Origin of the sequence: Psychrobacter sp. JB385 (genome assembly GCF_900163785.1) — a bacterium.
Lineage (GTDB): Bacteria > Pseudomonadota > Gammaproteobacteria > Pseudomonadales > Moraxellaceae > Psychrobacter.
Window position 1 is genome coordinate 121,924 of the sequence record NZ_FUKN01000013.1, and the last position, 16,674, is coordinate 138,597.

A 16,674-nucleotide genomic window follows, 5' to 3' on the forward strand; every position below is an offset into this window, starting at 1 on the left:
GTCATCGCTTGGTTGTATCTCGATCTATATCACTGACAACGCATTCATTGACGGCTCGTTTATTAATGGAAACAGTATGCCAAGCGAGGTATAAAAGTGTTGTCAAGATAACAAGGCGGGGTATAAAGAAAGTATAAAGATGAGAGGCGGGTTAACGTTTTTGAGTATCTGATAATGTGAGTTTGGTCGGCTGAAATTGGCTGTTTTTATTTTCATCAAAACGCTTGAAAAAAATATGTGCCAATGCGCAAGCAATGGTCAGTGACAGCAGCATCGAGACCAAAGTATGACTAAAGAAGTGGTCGCCAAACAGCATTTTATACAGCCCCATTGTCCATCCTAAGACTGTGACTGTGGTAAATATTTGATAGCGATACTTTTTTAACGTCGGCAAAAAGGCCAATCCATATAAAGAAAAACCTGCGCTGGCATGAGCCGCTGGGAAGCATCTGGCGGGCGTAGCTGCTACGATATTTTGCCACAGGTTAAGGTAGGGCAGATCACCGTTAAAAATAACCAAGTCATTCGGGCAGCTCACATGGGTGACGCCTTTGAGCGTGGCAATGCTAGCCGGTACAATCGCGATTATAATCAGTAGATAGCCGATCTCTCGAATTGGTAACGGAAGCAAAAATCTATCAAATTTATGGCGATGCTGCGAGGCAGCGTCAGGCAAAGATTGTCGGTACTTTATGATTAACACTGCTATGAGGTAGACCGCCAGTAGGATCAGTAGGGCTTTGGGCAAATCATAAAAGATAAACGCATAAGGCTGCGCGCCCTTTTCTAGTAGCCAGTGTCCATTGCTATAAAAAAGCTCACTGATGCGTATGTCCAACTGGCTATGCTCAAAAACCAAGGTGGCAATGATGGTCACGCACAGTAATTTTAGCCAGCCCCAAGCCATTGAGTGGTTTTCTAAAGTCATGATACACCTGATAATGTATATTAAGTGATGATAGCTTCCAGCGTGCTGCTATAAAAAGACAGACAACTATAAAAAGACAGACAGCGCCATTAACCATAAGACGGTTAAAAGAAACAACGACAAAAATTGTGCAGCGGAGCCGACATCTTTTGCTATCTTGGCGAGTGGATGCTTGGCGGTTGAGGTATGATCGACGCAAGCTTCGATACCGGTATTGATCAGCTCAACAATCAAAGATAAAAAAGAAGCGATGACTAGCATCATTTTTATGCTCATTACAAAAGGCATAAAAGCGATAGCCATAAACAGGGCAAAGTTGAACCACACGACTTGTCTAAAAGCTGCCTCAAATTTATAAGCTGCCTTAAATCCGTCCATTGAATAGCCAGCAGCTTTTATAATGCGGTAAAAGCCCGTTTTACCTTTTGCGCTCTCTGCAAAGTTATCAGGCGTGAATGCACTATGATGTGCTGCCTGATTGATAGAGCTGTGACTGGCTGTCTTGTTTTCAAGATTAATAGGAGTGATTTTATTCATATAGAATTCTTAATGGTCTATTAATATCAAGGTGCGCGCTCGGCTTTGCACGACCAAAAAAGCAGCCAAGCAAAATCGATATAGCCTAAGTATAAAACGGGTGAGATTAAGAAAATGTTAAGAGCGTAAGCAGAAAGGAGAATAAAGAATAATTTGGACAAATGGCATCGCCCGCCAGTTCAGTGGGCAATGATTAAATGAAAATTGTGGTGATAGTAGGCGAAGTACGGTTATTTATAATAAATACTAAAAGTGCTGCCACCTGAATGATTGGCTTGATGGGTCAGCTGCCAGCCCATATGAGACATGATGCGTTGTACGATACTTAGTCCCAAACCTGAGCCTTCAACCTTGTGATTGATATCATGCTCTGGTGACAAGGCTGTGCCGGTACCCTCGTCTTGATAGTCATGAGTCAATCGCTCAAATCGTTCATATAGCAGCGGCATCATCGCCTCAGGAATACCAAGACCAGTATCAGTGACCATGATTTTTTCGTCATCGATAGTGATAATGACTTCGCCATCATCCGTGTACTGAAACGCATTTTTTATCAAATTGCCCAATGCCATTTTTAATAGTTCAGGACGAACACAGGCGCTATATTCTTGCTCAGCGATTATCTGACACGTCACGGTCTTATAGCGCAGCAAATAGGTCAGTCGCTGCACTTCGGCTAAGGCAATACTATTAATGGATGTTTGCGGCGCATCGAGTTTTTCAGGTGCGCGCGAGAGCAAGAGCAGGGCGGTGATAATCTCGGAGGTCTCACGGGCTGTATTACTGATACGATTGGTAAATTCGTTCAGATAGCTGTCTGCTGCTAACTGTGATGCCAATACCTCAGAAGCACCCATGATGATGGTTAAGGGCGTGCGCAGCTCATGGCTGACATCACCGGTGAACAGTTGCTCGCGCTTGAGATACTGCTCTAGCTTATGGTTTTTTTCATCGATAGCTCGCGCCAACACCCCAACTTCAGATGGCATGTGTGTGAGTTCCGTTAGGTTTTTATGATCCGTTTCGACTGCTTGTTTTAAATCGAGTAAAGGCTTGATGATTTGTTTGGAGGACAAATGAGAGAATATGGCGGCAATAAGCAAACTCAAAATGACCGCCACTTTTAGTGTATCCGCAAATATATCTTCTAAGTTTTCAAAGATTTCTAAAACAGGGTAGTGACTCATCACCATTTCAACCCCTTCCAAGTACGTCAAAATGTAAGTCTGATTGCCTTGTTGATAGGCGAAAAAATGAAGGTTGCCGTGGGTTTTGCCAGACTCACCGTCTATAGTGACAGACTTCTCTTGCACCGTTGCCGTTGCTGTTGTTTGCAGGTTGGCAGGTGCATTGTCGTAGCGGTAAATTGTGATACCTGGATTAGCGGTATAAATAGAGCGATCGCCATACTTCTCTTGGCTGATATCAAGCTGCTGCAACAGCCGACCCTTAACCAACTCTTGTTCTATTCTGCTCTCCGCGTATAGAAAAATACTGACAAAAGCTCCGCATAGCAACAGCGCGAATATAAAGTAGGACAATCGAAACTTATTGGCTATCGAGTCTATATTAAACATAATATGGAGGTGCTTAATCGAAGGAGGTAATTGATATAGTGAGCGATGGTAGATCGTATGAGGTGCCATCCATTGAGTCATACTACCGCGTTTTCTGATTTATTGGGATCGATGATTTGGTAACCAACACCAGGCACTGTCACTATCATGATTTTGTCAAAGGGCTTGTCGACCTGCGCCCGTACGCTATGCATATGAGTGCGTAGCGCATCACTGCTCGGTATATCTAGACCCCATACTTTTTCTTCAAGTTCAGTTTTGCTGACGACTCGCGGTGCGGCGCTCATTAGGATATGTAGTATCTTAAATCCAGTTGGGGTGAGCTTAATCGACTTTCCTTCACGCATAATAGTATGCTCGCTGTTGTTCAACGATAGCGCTCCCACAGCGATACTGTGTACAAAATGATCGTCCTCATGACGACGTATGAGTGCTTTGATACGGCACTCTAACTCAATCAATGAAAAAGGCTTGACCAAATAATCATCAGCGCCGCTATCAAAGCCTGCCACTTTATCCAAAATCGTATCGCGAGCAGTGAGCATGAGGACAGGCGTTTTGTCGTGCAATTCTTCTCTGAGTTTTTTGCACAGCTTGGTGCCATCCATACCTGGTAGCATCACATCGAGCAATATCACGTCATAATGATTGCTTGCGGCGAGCGTTAGCCCACTGTAGCCATTATGTGCGTTGTCCAGCTCAAAGCCTTTTGGCTCAAAAAACGCGTAAATATTGGCCACGATATCGGGGTTGTCTTCAATAACAAGTATTTTATACATGATGCTGACCTAAAAAATAGTGGTTGCCTAAAGGATGGTGATGGCCTAAAGGTTGGAGCAATATAAAAAAAGATTTAGTTATTTACTTTAAAAAAGGTTGGCGCCCCTTTGACTTCGTCAGTCGTAATGCCAAAAAAGCTCAGCAACGTCGGCGTAATAAAATCGTGTGACACCGGCTGACTGCTCATATTAGAGAGACTGTCCGCATCGATGTTATTACTATCCGGTGACCAAATGACTGCGGGCACGTGCTTTTGAGTATCTGGGGCAAATTTATAGGGCAGACCATGCAAGTAAATATTATTTTCACCCAAACTCTCGCCATGATCGCTCATATAAACCATGACTACATCATAATCTTGTTCGTAAGTCTTTAGGGTATCAATCACGTTATCCAAAAAGTAATCGGTGTACAGAATCGCATTATCATAGCCATTGATCACAGACTGGGCGTCACATTTGGATAGCTCGTTAGTCATACAGACAGGTTTGTACGTCTCAAATTCTTTAGGATAGCGCTGGTAATAAGCGGGGCCATGATTACCCATTTGGTGTAACAAAATAAGCGTGTCTTTAGGCATCTCTTTCTCTGAGCTGCCTGACTTAACCAGTTTGTCAAAACCATCAAGCATGCCAATATCTCGGCATTCAACATCGCAGTTCGGATTGGTATCAGCCGTTTTGAAGTCCTCAAAAGTGACACGATCAGCCACGCCTTTAGAGCTAGAGTTGTTGTCTCGCCAAACGACATTGACCCCTTGCTTGCTGAGCGTATCGAGTACGTTTTCATTGTACTTGGCAGTATCGATATCATAATTCTCCCGATTGGCATAACTGAACATGCAGGGCACTGAGTAAGCAGTGGAGGTGCCACAAGAGACGGCATCTTTAAAACTATAAAGGTTGGACTGTTTCGAGAGTAGCGGCGTGGTATTACGCGCATAGCCATTTAAACCAAAGTGATCCGCTCGAGCCGTTTCACCAACGACGAACACCATTAGCTTGGGTTTTGTAGTGCTACTGGTAGGGGCCACGCGCTTTGCATCTGTCGCATGTAGCGTGAAAGTATCAGGACGGCGAAGCTCATTGACATAATTTTCGCCAAGTTTGATCGTAGAGTAAATAGGTGTGATCGGATTGGCATAAGAGCGCACCTCTTTATGCTGACGAAAGAAGCTCGCGTACTGGTCACCAAAGGGTAAAAGACACGCCGCAATCAATGCGATAGACAATATCAAGGTGGCTGTCTTTTGTAGAATGCTGCGTTGCCAAGTAAAGCGTTTTAGACGAATTTTGCTAATAATAAATGCTGGTAACACGCCCAGTAGCAGCACCCGAATGACCATGCTAGGGGCAAACAATCCCATCGCCTCTGCTTGATCGGTCTCTAGACTATTGATCAGCATATTGGTGTCAAATATCGTCCCGTAAGCATCGGTAAAATAACCGCAGATGGCGGCAGTGATCAGCAGCGCAATCAGCACTGGTTTGGCAATCGGACGATAGCAAAGCAGCTGTAATACTAGCCACATCAGTCCAAACAACAAGCCAGTAATAGACAGTATAAAACCGACGTTTTTGCTAAATGGATAGACGTTTAGCACCTGTTCAAAAAAGCCAATATTGGCAGTCGCCACCAAATATAAGGCAACGATGATAATAAGATAACTGAGATTTATCTCACGATGGTAGAACTTACTCAGATAGCTGTTTTTTTTATTGGCTTTAGGCGTGTCGATTTTGGCGGTTTGAGATATTGACATATAAATACTTCTCAACAGAATGATAGGAAACGTCATTCCTTACCATACCAAGTGTGCCGTTAAGAAGATGTTAAGGTGAGTCGGTTTCTTCATGTTTAAAGCCAGCTTAATCACAAGAGGGCATTTCTGCCTTTAAAAACTCAATGAACGAGCTGACCCGTTCTGATAGCTTTCTGTTTTTGTAATAGACAAGGTTGATAGGTTGCTGCATTTTTATCGTACTAGAAGCCAAGATTTGCACCAGACGCCCTTCTTGAATATCTCGCTGTGTCATAAAGTCTGACAAACAAACGATACCTGTTCCGCATAATGCAAGTTGTCTTAGCGTCTCGCCACTGTCGGTTTTTATGTTTGTATCGACATGAAATAAATTATTAAAGGCGTCATAAATGGGCCAATCGTTTAGTTTTTCTAGCGAGCTAAAACCGAGTAGTTGATGTTGTGTCAATTCTTCTAGGTTTTGAGGTGTACCATGTGTTTTTAGATAGGCAGGGCTGGCCAGTATTCGAATCTGGCTTAACCCGAGTGGGGTTGCGCTCAATGTAGAATCTTTTAATTCGCCGATACGCACAGCGATGTCTGTTCGCTGCTCTAGCAAATCGACCAAGTTTTCATTACTTATCAGCTCGATGTCGATTTGTGGGTAAGCGCTGCTGTACTTATCAATTAAGGGGGCAATCACGTGCAGCATAAAAGGGGTGGCTGCATCGATTCGTAGTTTACCAGAGGGGACTTTTTTATTCATGATCAGCATATTTTCGGCTGCTTCTAACTCTTCTAAAATGCTGCGTACCCGCACGAGATACTTTTCACCTTCTTGCGTCAGCTCCAAGCGCCTTGTGGTACGCCTAAAAAGGGCTGTATTTAGCTTTTTTTCTAATCGTGATAATGCTCTACTGACGGCCGACACCGTGACATCTAAATGCTCAGCTGCCTGACTGATGGTGCCTTCGTCGACAATACTAATGAAAGTAACCAGCTCATTAATCGTGACTTTCATTATTGACTCCTACGCAAAAGTATTTTGAATGTTTGTGCCTTCTTATCAATTATCAGTTTATATATACTTTCTGCCAATCACAATTGATAAACCCATTCGCTTTCATCGGAAAATTTGTAAAAGGCAATTTATAATGAAGAATATATTGATATTAAACGGCAGTAAGCGTTTTGCTCATTCAACAGGCGAGCTTAATGACACCATGACGACAGTCGCTGAGCAGCAATTGCTTGAGTTGGGACATGACGTAAAAGTAACCAATATTGATGCAGGTTATGAGGTGGAAGAGGAGATTACGAAGTGGTTATGGGCAGACGTGGTTATCCAGCAGACACCTGCTTGGTGGATGGGCGTGCCATGGATTGTTAAAAAATATATTGATGAGATTTTTACGATTGGACATGGTCGGCTCTATGAAAGTGATGGACGCTCTCGTCACAACTCAGAAAATAAGTATGGCTCTGGTGGCTTGTTACAAGGTAAGCAGTATATGCTGTCAGTGACGTGGAATGCACCTGAAGCAGCCTTCACCGATCCAAACCAGTTTTTTGAAGGCGTGGGCGTAGATGGGGTATATCTTGCTACTCATAAGGCGTATCAGTTTTTGGGTATGCAGCCGCTGACCACCTTTATGAGTAATGACGTGATCAAAAACCCAACTATTGATAGCGATATTGCAAGGTATCAAAAACATTTGCATGGCTTGTTTGCAATCTAGCGATGGCTACGCTGTGCTTAAGTTAGCGATGCGGTGAGCGCTACGTGCGCTTGGTATCAATTTTCCTGACATGCTGCTAATAAAGAGACTGCGAAAAAGTCATCGCAGTCGCACTGTTCCGTTTTTAACGTCAATCGACTATATCTATGACGCATAAAAAAGGTAGTGGTCCTTCATCTATCAGATGAGTTACCACTACCTTGATTAAGATTGACAAACACCAGCCAACGCTAGTCTCTTTCTAATACCACTCTATAGCGAGCATTGCCACTTTCTAATCTCTCAAACGCTTCGTTTATCTCAGACATTTTATAGGTTTCAGTGACTGGTTGGATATGATGTCGAGCAGCAAAATCCAGCATTTTTCGCAGGGTTGATGGTGAACCCACTGGCGAACCTGACAGGCTTTTTTGAGCCATAATCATGGGTGCCGTTGCTATCTCTAGCGGTGCTTCTAGTATACCAACGAAATGTAGTTTGCCCTTTGGCTTCAAGGTCTTGATCACCAGATCCCAGTTCATATCGACGTTCACGGTTGATATGATTAAATCAAAAGAGTTTGCTGCTTTTTCGATTTCACTATCTTTTCTTGAATTTAGTGAATGATGAGCACCTAGCTCTTTTGCTTCTTCCATCTTTGAGCTGCTGGTAAAAGCAGTGACTTCACATCCCCATGCATTCGCAAACTGAAGCGCCAGATGTCCTAAACCACCAATACCGATAACCGCCACTCTAGAGGTGGGTTTGATATCGTATTGCATGAGTGGGTTAAACACAGTAACACCGCCACATAGTAGAGGCCCAACAGCGTTGAAATCAAGACCTTCAGGGATTTTTATGACACTGGTGTCCTTTGCGCGTACTTTGTCTGCAAAGCCGCCATGGTTACCAATGATAGTGCCTTCTTGTTCAGGGCATAGGTTTTGATCTCCACCGATACATAGGTCGCAAACGTTGCAATACCCTTTATGCCAGCCAAGGCCAACCTTATCGCCCAGCTCAAGATGCTTTACGTGTTTACCTTTTGCCAGTACTTTTCCTGCCACTTCATGTCCACCGACAAAGGGGTATTGAGTCATGCCCCATTCGTTTTGCCACATGGACAGATCACTGTGACAAATACCGCAGCTATGCACTTCGATTTCTACTTCGTGATCACCTAAAGGGCTAGGTTCGTATTGGTAGGGCGCAAACTTGCCACCTTTTTCTGTTGCTGCGTAGGCGTTAATCATCGTTATTCCTTATTTTCTATTATTGGTGGAAAGGCGTTATAAATATCTAATGAACATATTAGCTAACAAATCCGTTCTTAGCGTCTTGCGGAATGTATTAATAACGGTCTGTTTAAAGAGAGTGGGATAGTGCAATTAACTTCTACCAATTTTGGTTAAAAAATGGCAACCAGTTTTAAAAGGTAAAATATTTAGGCATCAACTGATTTTAGAGATAAGAAAAGAGAAAGTTGATGACCTTGTTTATGAAGTAAAAATAATAAATGGAGAGGTATTAAACACCAATATGATATAGCAGACACAAAAAAACCTCAAGTAAACTAATACTTGAGGCGAAACCTGCTTAAACTTAACAGTTTAAATTTGTTTTCTGCTTACTACAGAATATGGCGCAGCGGACGGGACTCGAACCCGCGACCCCCGGCGTGACAGGCCGGTATTCTAACCAACTGAACTACCGCTGCTTAGGTCGTTTTAGCTTCTTTAACCACTTGCTAATAAGTGGTGGGTGATGACGGATTCGAACCGCCGACATTCTGCGTGTAAGGCAGACGCTCTACCAACTGAGCTAATCACCCTGAGAACCGTTAAAAAATTGCACTGCAATTTTAGGTTCGTAAGAGAATTTTCCTTAAAGGAAAAATTCTAGAAACTTCATACCTTTAATTGGTTTGAAAAGTTTCTTTAAAATCTAGCCAATTAAGATTGTCACCTCTTAATCAACTTTCACAGAAGCTAACTTAATTAAGTCCCCTTGCTGTGGGTGTGTATTATATAGAATTACGCATGGCTGTCAAACACTATTTTAAATATTTTCGCAAATAATTGAAGAAATTTACCTAATAGTAATATTTACAATGACTTAAATTGGTAGTGCATAGGGTAGTTGTTCTGACATTTATGAATGTCATCTATTGTTCGGTAGCCAAAAGCTACTATACTATGAATGTTTTATTATTCACACTGTACTTTTACCTTGTTAAGCGGAGGCAGACATAGACACTTTTACTACATGGTCGTTGGGAGACGTTGCTGGACTAGGTCTGGTATTGCATATCATTCTGATGATAGTAATGACGCTAAGGATTGTGACAGTGCAGCGCAACATTGGCGTGTCAATTGCTTGGGTTGCTGTGCTCTATACCCTGCCTCTTTTTGGCTTTATTGCTTATCTCTTGCTGGGTGAGCCCATGATTGGGCGGCGCTATCGTGAGCGAGTGGATCAAGCAGGGATGATGATGAATGATATGGCAAAGCGTGAGCATCTGGTGTTTGATCAAGGGCAGGAGCTGCTACCAGCCAATTATCGCGGCGTGAGTCAAATAGGCACACGTTGGACAGGACTTGGTGTCTTCCCTGAACACAAAATGCAGTTACTGACTGATCCCAACTCTATTTTTCAAAGATTGATTGACGATATCAATGCCGCGCAGCGTATTATTCTGATGGAGTTTTATATTGTTTATCCTAAAGGGCAGACATTAGATGTGATAGCGGCGTTGTCAGCGGCCGCCCAACGCGGCGTCGAATGTCATGTATTGGCGGATAGTGTAGGCAGCTTTAGCTTCTTCAATAGCAAAGAACATCGCATGCTAGAAAAGGCAGGGGTTTTTGTCTACCAATCGCTACCAGTCGGTTTGTTTAAGACATTATTTAAGCGGTCTGATTTGCGCAATCATCGCAAAATCGTGGTTATCGATGAATACATCGGTTATATCGGTAGCTTTAACTTGGTCGATCCCAGGTTTTTTAAACAAAACAAAAAAGTCGGACAGTGGATTGATGTGGCAATACGTACGACCAGTCGTCAAGCTATGAGCATTACAACTGCAATGGCAAAATTGGTGGCAACAGATATTGGTGCCGAAAACAAGGATAATTTAGATGCACTGCATCACCGAGTAAATAATTATACGCGTAAGCTATACGTGATGGATCCGACTATTAACGATTTGAACAGTCGGGTAAAAGTGCTGGGTAATAATGCGGCGTCTCATGAGCAGACAGAGAATGGCTCAAAATTAGTGGCCATACCTCAAATGCCTATCGTGGAGGGCGTTTTAGCACAGCTCATACCGTCAGCACCTCGGGTGACGGCCCATGTGATTTATAACACATTGGTCACAGTGATTCATCGTGCTAATAAAAGCATTTGCATTACTACCCCTTATTTTGTGCCAGATGAAGCGTTATCAGGCGCGCTTACAACAGCAGCAAAGCGTGGCGTGAAGGTCACGCTGATTGTTCCTGAAAAGGTGGACTCCTTCCTTGTGCAACACGCATCGCAAGCGTATTATCAAGAATTGCTTGAAGCTGGCGTCATTATTGCGCTATTCAAAGGCGGTTTATTGCATGCCAAAACAGTGGTCGTCGATGACGACTATTGTCTGTTTGGTACGGTGAATATCGACATGCGCAGCTTTTATTTAAATATGGAAGTCAGCTTGGCCATTTATACACCAGAAATGGTGGCTCAGGTAGCAAGTTGCCAAGAAGTCTATTTGCAACATTGCCGATTTTTGGGCTTAGAAGAATGGCAACAGCGTCATGGTTCTGCGCGTTTGTTTGATAATGTGGTTCGCCTGTTCAGTCCTTTATTGTAGCGCTTTTACTTTTAGGTTAAGGTAATCTATCGCTATTGATGATGCTTATTATTTTAGTCATACCACATTTCATTTTTGGTAAAAAGGACGCGCTTGTTTATGTCTGCATTGCTTTTGACACCACTTGACTATACCGCAGCAGGCTATTGGCAGGATTTTTTAGCTGAGCGTCCCATCGCTGGGGGTATTGTTTATGAAACGGAGCTGCGCGACTGTGTATTGGATGAGTCACTAGCAAGTTTGCAGCGTGTAGATACGTTATTGACGCAAATACGCCGTGATATGATCAAAGCGGGTCAATGGCACGAAGAGACAGTGTTAGTCGATGAGCGTTATCGTAACTTTATGGTGTTTCTGGCGTTTTATGCAGGACGAGTCTTAGCCCAGCAGTGGCAACACACACCGCATTGGTATGGTCAATTTGAGCTACGCAAACGCTATCCTAACGTACCGTTAACAGGCGATGATTTTTATCAGCACATGGCGGTTGTCTATCGTGAAGCTGCCGAACACAGCACCTTAACTAATGGCAGTATGTCTGTCTTTTTTGCCTTAGAGCCAATAGGACTGCGTTTGTTCGGTCATATCGATCGTCCATTTGAGGCAGTACAAGGTGGGCAAGTAGCAAGCGGTTTATATCAAGCAGTCAGTGCACGATTACAGAATGCCAGCGAAACGCCGATTGTCAAAGCGACTGTATCCGATGCTGTTTATACTATCGATACACATAAAACGGCTGAGCCTTATTTAGACACCGTACCAGATTTAGACACTGCATCAGCGCTGCCTCAAAACCCTCGTCAGTCGTCAGATAGCCTATCAGCTAAAATAGAAACCAGCCCGATATCAGCTAATAATGCCCCGTCTACAACAGACTATCAACCATCGCCAGATCTAAGCCGAGCTGAGACATTAGCAGTTGATACGGCATCAGACACACTTATATCATCCAAACTTGCTTCCGTCTCAAAAACGCCTCCAACGCCAGAGATGTTTACGCAGCTTCTTATAGAGTTAAATGAGATTGAGGTGGTACAAAGTGCTGATAATATGGCGTACCAACAAGCTTGTCATGTGTTGGATCAGTTTGAGGAGCACATTGCCAAACAAAACAAACCCCGTGCGCACGTTGTTTTTTCAGAGAGTCATTTAAAAGCAAAAAAACAAGCGTTGTTGAAGTTGCAAGCGGCGGCTAATGCTGGCAATACGGCAGCTATGTTGCGTTTGGCAATGTATGAATTATTGGGTGAAGGTTTGGCGGTGGATCAGTCTGCGGGAGTAGCAACAGGAGCAGAGTGGGTCAAACAAGCCGCCAGCAAAGACGACAGTCGGGCCCAGCGACTCCTTAGTAAAATGTATTACCAAGGCATAGGAGTCGCGCAAGACATAGAAAATGGTCAGTATTGGCTCACTCAAGCTGCTAAAAATGGTCATGCTGAAGCTGCTGACTTGGTCGTTCATTGGCAGCAGGCCCAAGATTTGATCAGTACGCAAAAGCGAGAGCAGCACAGTATCAAGCGGTATCAAATCTTGCTTGGGGCAGTGGCGGTGGTAGCGATATTAATCTTAATTATTCTCTAGCTTATTTTCTGCTAGAGCGCGCTTAAAAGCTTATGGTTACGCGCCAAATTCAGGTAGAATTGGCGCATTTTTTATCATTAGCTTTCTGTTCATCAATCCATTACTACTCTGGGCAGCTTCATGTCATCTCCTCATATCACCCCTGATTGTCCTTCGAAGTCGCCTGATAGTGCTTCTTTACCCCTTCATTCTGTGCACACGCCGCCTTTTTATTATCAATTTGGTATCGGATTACTCAAGCCATTATATCGACTACAGGTATGGCGACGCTCACATAAGCGTGACAATTATCAGCAAGAAGTGGCGCAGCGGTTTGGTAAACACTATCCCGCTCGTCCAACAATAGAGTCTGCTATTGATGAGAATACATCCCGTGCAAATAAAGGCGTGATTTGGTGTCATGCGGTGTCATTGGGGGAGACCAATACGGTTGCACCTTTATTGGATGCTTTATTGGCTCAGGGCTACAAGATATGGTTGACCAATACCACTCAGACAGGGTTTGCTCGCGGTGCCAGCCGTTTTGCTGACGACATCACTCAAGGTGATATGAGCCATAGCTATGTACCGGTTGACAGTCCAGCAGTCATTGAAGCGTTTTTGGCACATGTAAACCCTGTAGCAGCTTTGTTTGTAGAAACGGAGCTGTGGGCAAACATTTTAACCAAACTCTCTGAGCATCAGATTCCTAGTATCTTGGTCAATGGCCGTCTATCAGCGTCCTCTTTTAAAAGCTATCAAAAGATTGGTGCCGTCAGTACCAGTATGATGAAAAATCTGACACTCATCATTGCGCAAGACAATGAGTCAGCAAAACGCTTTCGGCAATTGGGGGCGCACAGTGCGCAAATCCGTGTAGCAGGCTCCTTAAAGTGGGTGATTAACACCCCTAAAGCGACCGATAAGACGGCTCATGCAGACAATACGCAAGACTACGACGCTAGTTATTTGCCAACACAAAAGAGCACGCTGGCAGAAGCGTTGGGCGTTGCAGGTCGGCCGATCTGGGTGGCGGCAAGCACACATAGCGGTGAAGAACAAACCGCGCTGTCATTACACCAGCAACTCTTGTCCAATTCAGCACTGGCTGATGCGCTATTGATTATCGTACCCAGACACCCTGAACGTTTTGATGAAGTCGCAGAGCTGATTCAAAACACAGCACTAAAAATGGCGCGGCGTAGTACAGACGAGACGATAGAAGCAGACACACAAGTCTATTTGGCTGATAGTATGGGTGAGCTGATGACGTGGTACACGCTAGCGGACGTCGCACTAGTGGGCGGATCGTTGGTGGATATTGGTGGGCACAATCCAGTGGAGCCGGCAAGTGTGGCCACGCCTGTGATCATGGGACGCTACACGCAATCTTGTCAAAGTGTGGTAGATGCCCTATCTGAAGCAGGGGCGTTATATCAGCCGAATAATACGTTTTATCGTCCTGCTACTAGAGAAAAGGTTGCGCTAAATAACGCTAGCAAATATGAGCAAACCACCCTACAAAATGTCGCAAATATGATGCAAAAACCTTCGCGTAAGGCATCTCATAATGAGGATGAGACAATACTGATTTATCAACAGCTGGTGTCTTGGTTGGACAATTTGGCATTGGCAAAACTGGCTGGGCAGGCAGGGTCACACATGACGATGCAGCAGCAAGCGGTATTGCCTCGTCAACTCACCATGATTACGGATATCATAGAGAAGCATGCAGGTTCAAAGGCGTTATGAACTGTATATTACTCCCAGCCGAAAACATCGTACATGAGACTGCTCAGATTAACGCCGTATCGCAAGTACGTCATGTGACTCAAGTATTAGGTGCCAAAGTAGGTGAATCCCTAAAGATAGGGGAGATCGGCAGTCAGCTTGGCACGGCAAGCATTGAGTCTATCACACAAGATTGTATTCAGTTATGTGATGTCCAGCTCACAACTGCGCCACCACCTAAGCTCGAGCTGACAGTGATACTGGCGCTGCCCCGACCAAAAGTGCTGCGACGCCTAATCATGGATATGACGGCGCTTGGCGTGCGCGATATCATCCTTATCAATAGTTATCGTACCCAAAAAAGCTATTGGCAAAGTCCGATGCTAGAGCGTTTAGATGAGTTTGTATTAGAAGGGCTGCAACAAGGTGTGGATACGATAGCACCAAGCATTTATCTAAAAAAACGCTTCAAACCCTTCGTGGAAGATGAATTGGCGCATCTGGTCACCAATGGGGCTATTGTGGCCCATCCTTATAGCACACAGTCATTTGCTCACTATATAAAGAAACGGTCTTTGGACAGCCTGTCTCCAGCCCAACCAGATTTACACATGCAGTCTGTTTATGGCTTGCCAAGCTTGGTGTGTATCGGCGCTGAAGGTGGTTGGATTGATTATGAGATAGCGTTGTTGGCTGCTCAAGGTTGCACGCCTGTACATATAGGGCCTCGGATTTTGCGTACTGAAGCGGCGGTTAACGCGCTATTGGGACAGTGGTTGCTATAAAAAGAAGCCGTTTCTTGCCGGTAGTGATTTAGAAAAAATTATATTCACCAAGCTTTTGTAGTGGTAATTTTTTTGTTCCATTGACTGTACAGAAATCAACGTTATTGAGTTTAGGGTGGCGATTTATATACGGCTAGAGAGCAAGTTATCAGAGGATTCATGGGAGAAAATGTATTGATAATTACTCTCATTTACATTAGTATATCGTTTCTAGATATTGTAGCCTTGATCATTTTTATCAGTGGTTGACACAATAAATGGTCACACAGATTTTTTCACCAGCCTTTCCAACATTTGATCACACTATCTTTTATAACACCATTGTGGAGAAACCATGTCACTGAATGCCATCACTACCATTTCGAGTTTTAGTAAGCTGACCTTACCTGTTGCTGTATTTGGCATGATGTTAGGGCTTACCGCTTGTAGCGATTCTTCTACGACAGAGGGTAGCGGAGATACAGAAGCGCCTGCTAGTACAGAAGCAGACGTTGCGACCAGTGATGCTAAAGCCGATACTGAAAACCATACTGTGACTATCTATTCTTCACGTAACGAGCAGCTTATTAAGCCGTTGCTTGACCGTTATACTGAAAAGACAGGGGTGAAGGTTGAGTTGGTCACAGATAGTATCGGACCATTGCTTGCGCGTTTAAAAGCAGAAGGCCAAAATACGCCAGCAGATATGCTTTTGACCGTTGATGCAGGCAATTTATGGCAAGCTTCGCAGGAAGGTTTGCTCCAGCCAGTGGCCTCTGATATTTTAGAAGCGAATGTCCCTGCAAAATACCGTGATCCAAAAGGTCAGTGGACAGGTCTGTCATTACGCGCGCGTACTATCTTTTATGACCCAAGCAAAGTCAACGCTGACCAATTATCGACGTATGCAGATTTGGCCGATCCAAAGTGGAAAGGCAAGCTATGTCTACGTAGTTCTAAGAAGGTTTATAATCAGTCACTTGTAGCAAGTATGATTGACCATTTAGGCCCAGAAAAAACTGAAACCATTATCCGTGGTTGGGTCGATAATTTGGCCACTGATATATTCAGTGACGACACAGCACTGTTAGAAGCGATTGCTGCTGGTCAGTGTGAAGTCGGTATCGCCAACAGCTACTACTATGGTCGTCTACTCGATGAAAAGCCTGATTTCCCTGTGAAGCTATTTTGGGCAAACCAAGGCACAACTGGTACGCACACAAATATCTCAGGTGCAGGTGTGGTCGCCAGCTCAGACAATCCAGACGACGCGCTTAAACTGATAGAATGGTTGTCCTCTGATGAAGCACAAGGTATCTATGCCAGCTCAGACAAAGAGTTCCCAGTGAAAGAAGGGGTTGATGAGTCAGAAATGCTCAGATCGTGGGGTCAGTTTAAGAAAGACGATATCAATGTGCAAAAATTTGGTGAGCTACAAACGCAAGCCATCCAAATAATGGATAAAGCAGGTTATAAATAACG

At 44.0% G+C, this 16,674-nt stretch carries 13 protein-coding genes and 2 tRNA genes; 6 read left to right on the forward strand and 9 right to left on the reverse strand.

Annotation, left to right across the window (positions count from 1 at the left end; all coding sequences use genetic code 11):
* Positions 1-151: 151 nt before the first annotated feature.
* The 6 genes from CZ794_RS07835 to CZ794_RS07860 form a co-directional block, all read right to left on the reverse strand.
* The gene (locus CZ794_RS07835; protein WP_087041071.1) at positions 152-928 is read right to left on the reverse strand and encodes a PAP2 family lipid A phosphatase; all 777 of its coding nucleotides are present in this window, start codon (positions 926-928) and stop codon (positions 152-154) included.
* Between the two features lie 66 nt (positions 929-994).
* Entirely contained in the window at positions 995-1,465 is a 471-nt protein-coding gene (locus tag CZ794_RS07840; protein WP_087041072.1) for a diacylglycerol kinase, read from the reverse strand.
* A 230-nt stretch (positions 1,466-1,695) separates the two neighbouring features.
* Entirely contained in the window at positions 1,696-3,042 is a 1,347-nt protein-coding gene (locus CZ794_RS07845) for a HAMP domain-containing sensor histidine kinase (protein ID WP_087041649.1), read from the reverse strand.
* 77 nt (positions 3,043-3,119) lie between these two features.
* Positions 3,120-3,821, reverse strand: a complete 702-nt coding sequence (locus CZ794_RS07850) for a response regulator transcription factor (protein WP_087041073.1) — start codon at positions 3,819-3,821, stop codon at positions 3,120-3,122.
* Positions 3,822-3,895: 74 nt separating this feature from the next.
* Positions 3,896-5,584 carry a phosphoethanolamine transferase gene (locus CZ794_RS07855; protein ID WP_256958919.1) on the reverse strand — a complete coding sequence of 563 codons (1,689 nt, stop codon included), beginning with the start codon at positions 5,582-5,584 and terminating at the stop codon, positions 3,896-3,898.
* A gap of 106 nt (positions 5,585-5,690) precedes the next feature.
* Complete coding sequence (locus CZ794_RS07860; RefSeq protein WP_087041075.1) at positions 5,691-6,584, reverse strand: LysR family transcriptional regulator; 894 nt, start codon at positions 6,582-6,584, stop codon at positions 5,691-5,693.
* A gap of 133 nt (positions 6,585-6,717) precedes the next feature.
* Between CZ794_RS07860 and CZ794_RS07865 the strand changes: the two genes are divergently transcribed.
* The gene (locus tag CZ794_RS07865) at positions 6,718-7,302 is read left to right on the forward strand and encodes an NAD(P)H-dependent oxidoreductase (protein WP_087041076.1); all 585 of its coding nucleotides are present in this window, start codon (positions 6,718-6,720) and stop codon (positions 7,300-7,302) included.
* Positions 7,303-7,532: 230 nt separating this feature from the next.
* On the opposite strand, the gene CZ794_RS07870 is transcribed toward CZ794_RS07865, so the two are convergent.
* From CZ794_RS07870 to CZ794_RS07880, 3 genes are all read right to left on the reverse strand, one after another.
* A complete protein-coding gene (locus tag CZ794_RS07870) occupies positions 7,533-8,534 on the reverse strand; it encodes an NAD(P)-dependent alcohol dehydrogenase (protein WP_087041077.1) in 1,002 nt (333 codons plus the stop codon).
* Between the two features lie 387 nt (positions 8,535-8,921).
* A tRNA-Asp gene (locus CZ794_RS07875) sits at positions 8,922-8,998 on the reverse strand.
* Positions 8,999-9,036: 38 nt separating this feature from the next.
* Positions 9,037-9,112, reverse strand: a tRNA-Val gene (locus CZ794_RS07880).
* A 441-nt stretch (positions 9,113-9,553) separates the two neighbouring features.
* On the opposite strand from CZ794_RS07880, the gene CZ794_RS07885 reads away from it, so the two are divergent.
* From CZ794_RS07885 to CZ794_RS07905, 5 genes are all read left to right on the forward strand, one after another.
* Positions 9,554-11,137 carry a cardiolipin synthase gene (locus CZ794_RS07885; RefSeq protein WP_256958920.1) on the forward strand — a complete coding sequence of 528 codons (1,584 nt, stop codon included), beginning with the start codon at positions 9,554-9,556 and terminating at the stop codon, positions 11,135-11,137.
* Between the two features lie 99 nt (positions 11,138-11,236).
* The gene (locus tag CZ794_RS07890; RefSeq protein ID WP_087041078.1) at positions 11,237-12,718 is read left to right on the forward strand and encodes a tetratricopeptide repeat protein; all 1,482 of its coding nucleotides are present in this window, start codon (positions 11,237-11,239) and stop codon (positions 12,716-12,718) included.
* 120 nt (positions 12,719-12,838) lie between these two features.
* Complete coding sequence (locus CZ794_RS07895) at positions 12,839-14,449, forward strand: 3-deoxy-D-manno-octulosonic acid transferase (protein ID WP_087041079.1); 1,611 nt, start codon at positions 12,839-12,841, stop codon at positions 14,447-14,449.
* Positions 14,446-15,213: a 16S rRNA (uracil(1498)-N(3))-methyltransferase gene (locus CZ794_RS07900; protein ID WP_087041080.1), complete on the forward strand. Its 768-nt coding sequence runs from the start codon at positions 14,446-14,448 to the stop codon at positions 15,211-15,213. The genes CZ794_RS07895 and CZ794_RS07900 overlap by 4 nt, the downstream gene beginning before the upstream one ends.
* Positions 15,214-15,547: 334 nt before the next feature.
* Positions 15,548-16,672: a Fe(3+) ABC transporter substrate-binding protein gene (locus tag CZ794_RS07905; protein WP_087041081.1), complete on the forward strand. Its 1,125-nt coding sequence runs from the start codon at positions 15,548-15,550 to the stop codon at positions 16,670-16,672.
* Positions 16,673-16,674 lie beyond the last annotated feature (2 nt).

What these genes read in the sequence shown, in the direction of transcription:
- CZ794_RS07905 (WP_087041081.1), top strand. Translation starts at nt 15,548, where the DNA reads ATGTCACTGAATGCCATCACTACCATTTCGAGTTTTAGTAAGCTGACC.
- CZ794_RS07900 (WP_087041080.1), top strand. Translation starts at nt 14,446, where the DNA reads ATGAACTGTATATTACTCCCAGCCGAAAACATCGTACATGAGACTGCT.
- CZ794_RS07865 (WP_087041076.1), top strand. Translation starts at nt 6,718, where the DNA reads ATGAAGAATATATTGATATTAAACGGCAGTAAGCGTTTTGCTCATTCA.
- CZ794_RS07860 (WP_087041075.1), bottom strand. Translation starts at nt 6,584, where the DNA reads ATGAAAGTCACGATTAATGAGCTGGTTACTTTCATTAGTATTGTCGAC.
- CZ794_RS07835 (WP_087041071.1), bottom strand. Translation starts at nt 928, where the DNA reads ATGACTTTAGAAAACCACTCAATGGCTTGGGGCTGGCTAAAATTACTG.
- CZ794_RS07845 (WP_087041649.1), bottom strand. Translation starts at nt 3,042, where the DNA reads ATGTTTAATATAGACTCGATAGCCAATAAGTTTCGATTGTCCTACTTT.
- CZ794_RS07870 (WP_087041077.1), bottom strand. Translation starts at nt 8,534, where the DNA reads ATGATTAACGCCTACGCAGCAACAGAAAAAGGTGGCAAGTTTGCGCCC.
- CZ794_RS07855 (WP_256958919.1), bottom strand. Translation starts at nt 5,584, where the DNA reads ATGTCAATATCTCAAACCGCCAAAATCGACACGCCTAAAGCCAATAAA.
- CZ794_RS07850 (WP_087041073.1), bottom strand. Translation starts at nt 3,821, where the DNA reads ATGTATAAAATACTTGTTATTGAAGACAACCCCGATATCGTGGCCAAT.
- CZ794_RS07840 (WP_087041072.1), bottom strand. Translation starts at nt 1,465, where the DNA reads ATGAATAAAATCACTCCTATTAATCTTGAAAACAAGACAGCCAGTCAC.
- CZ794_RS07895 (WP_087041079.1), top strand. Translation starts at nt 12,839, where the DNA reads ATGTCATCTCCTCATATCACCCCTGATTGTCCTTCGAAGTCGCCTGAT.
- CZ794_RS07890 (WP_087041078.1), top strand. Translation starts at nt 11,237, where the DNA reads ATGTCTGCATTGCTTTTGACACCACTTGACTATACCGCAGCAGGCTAT.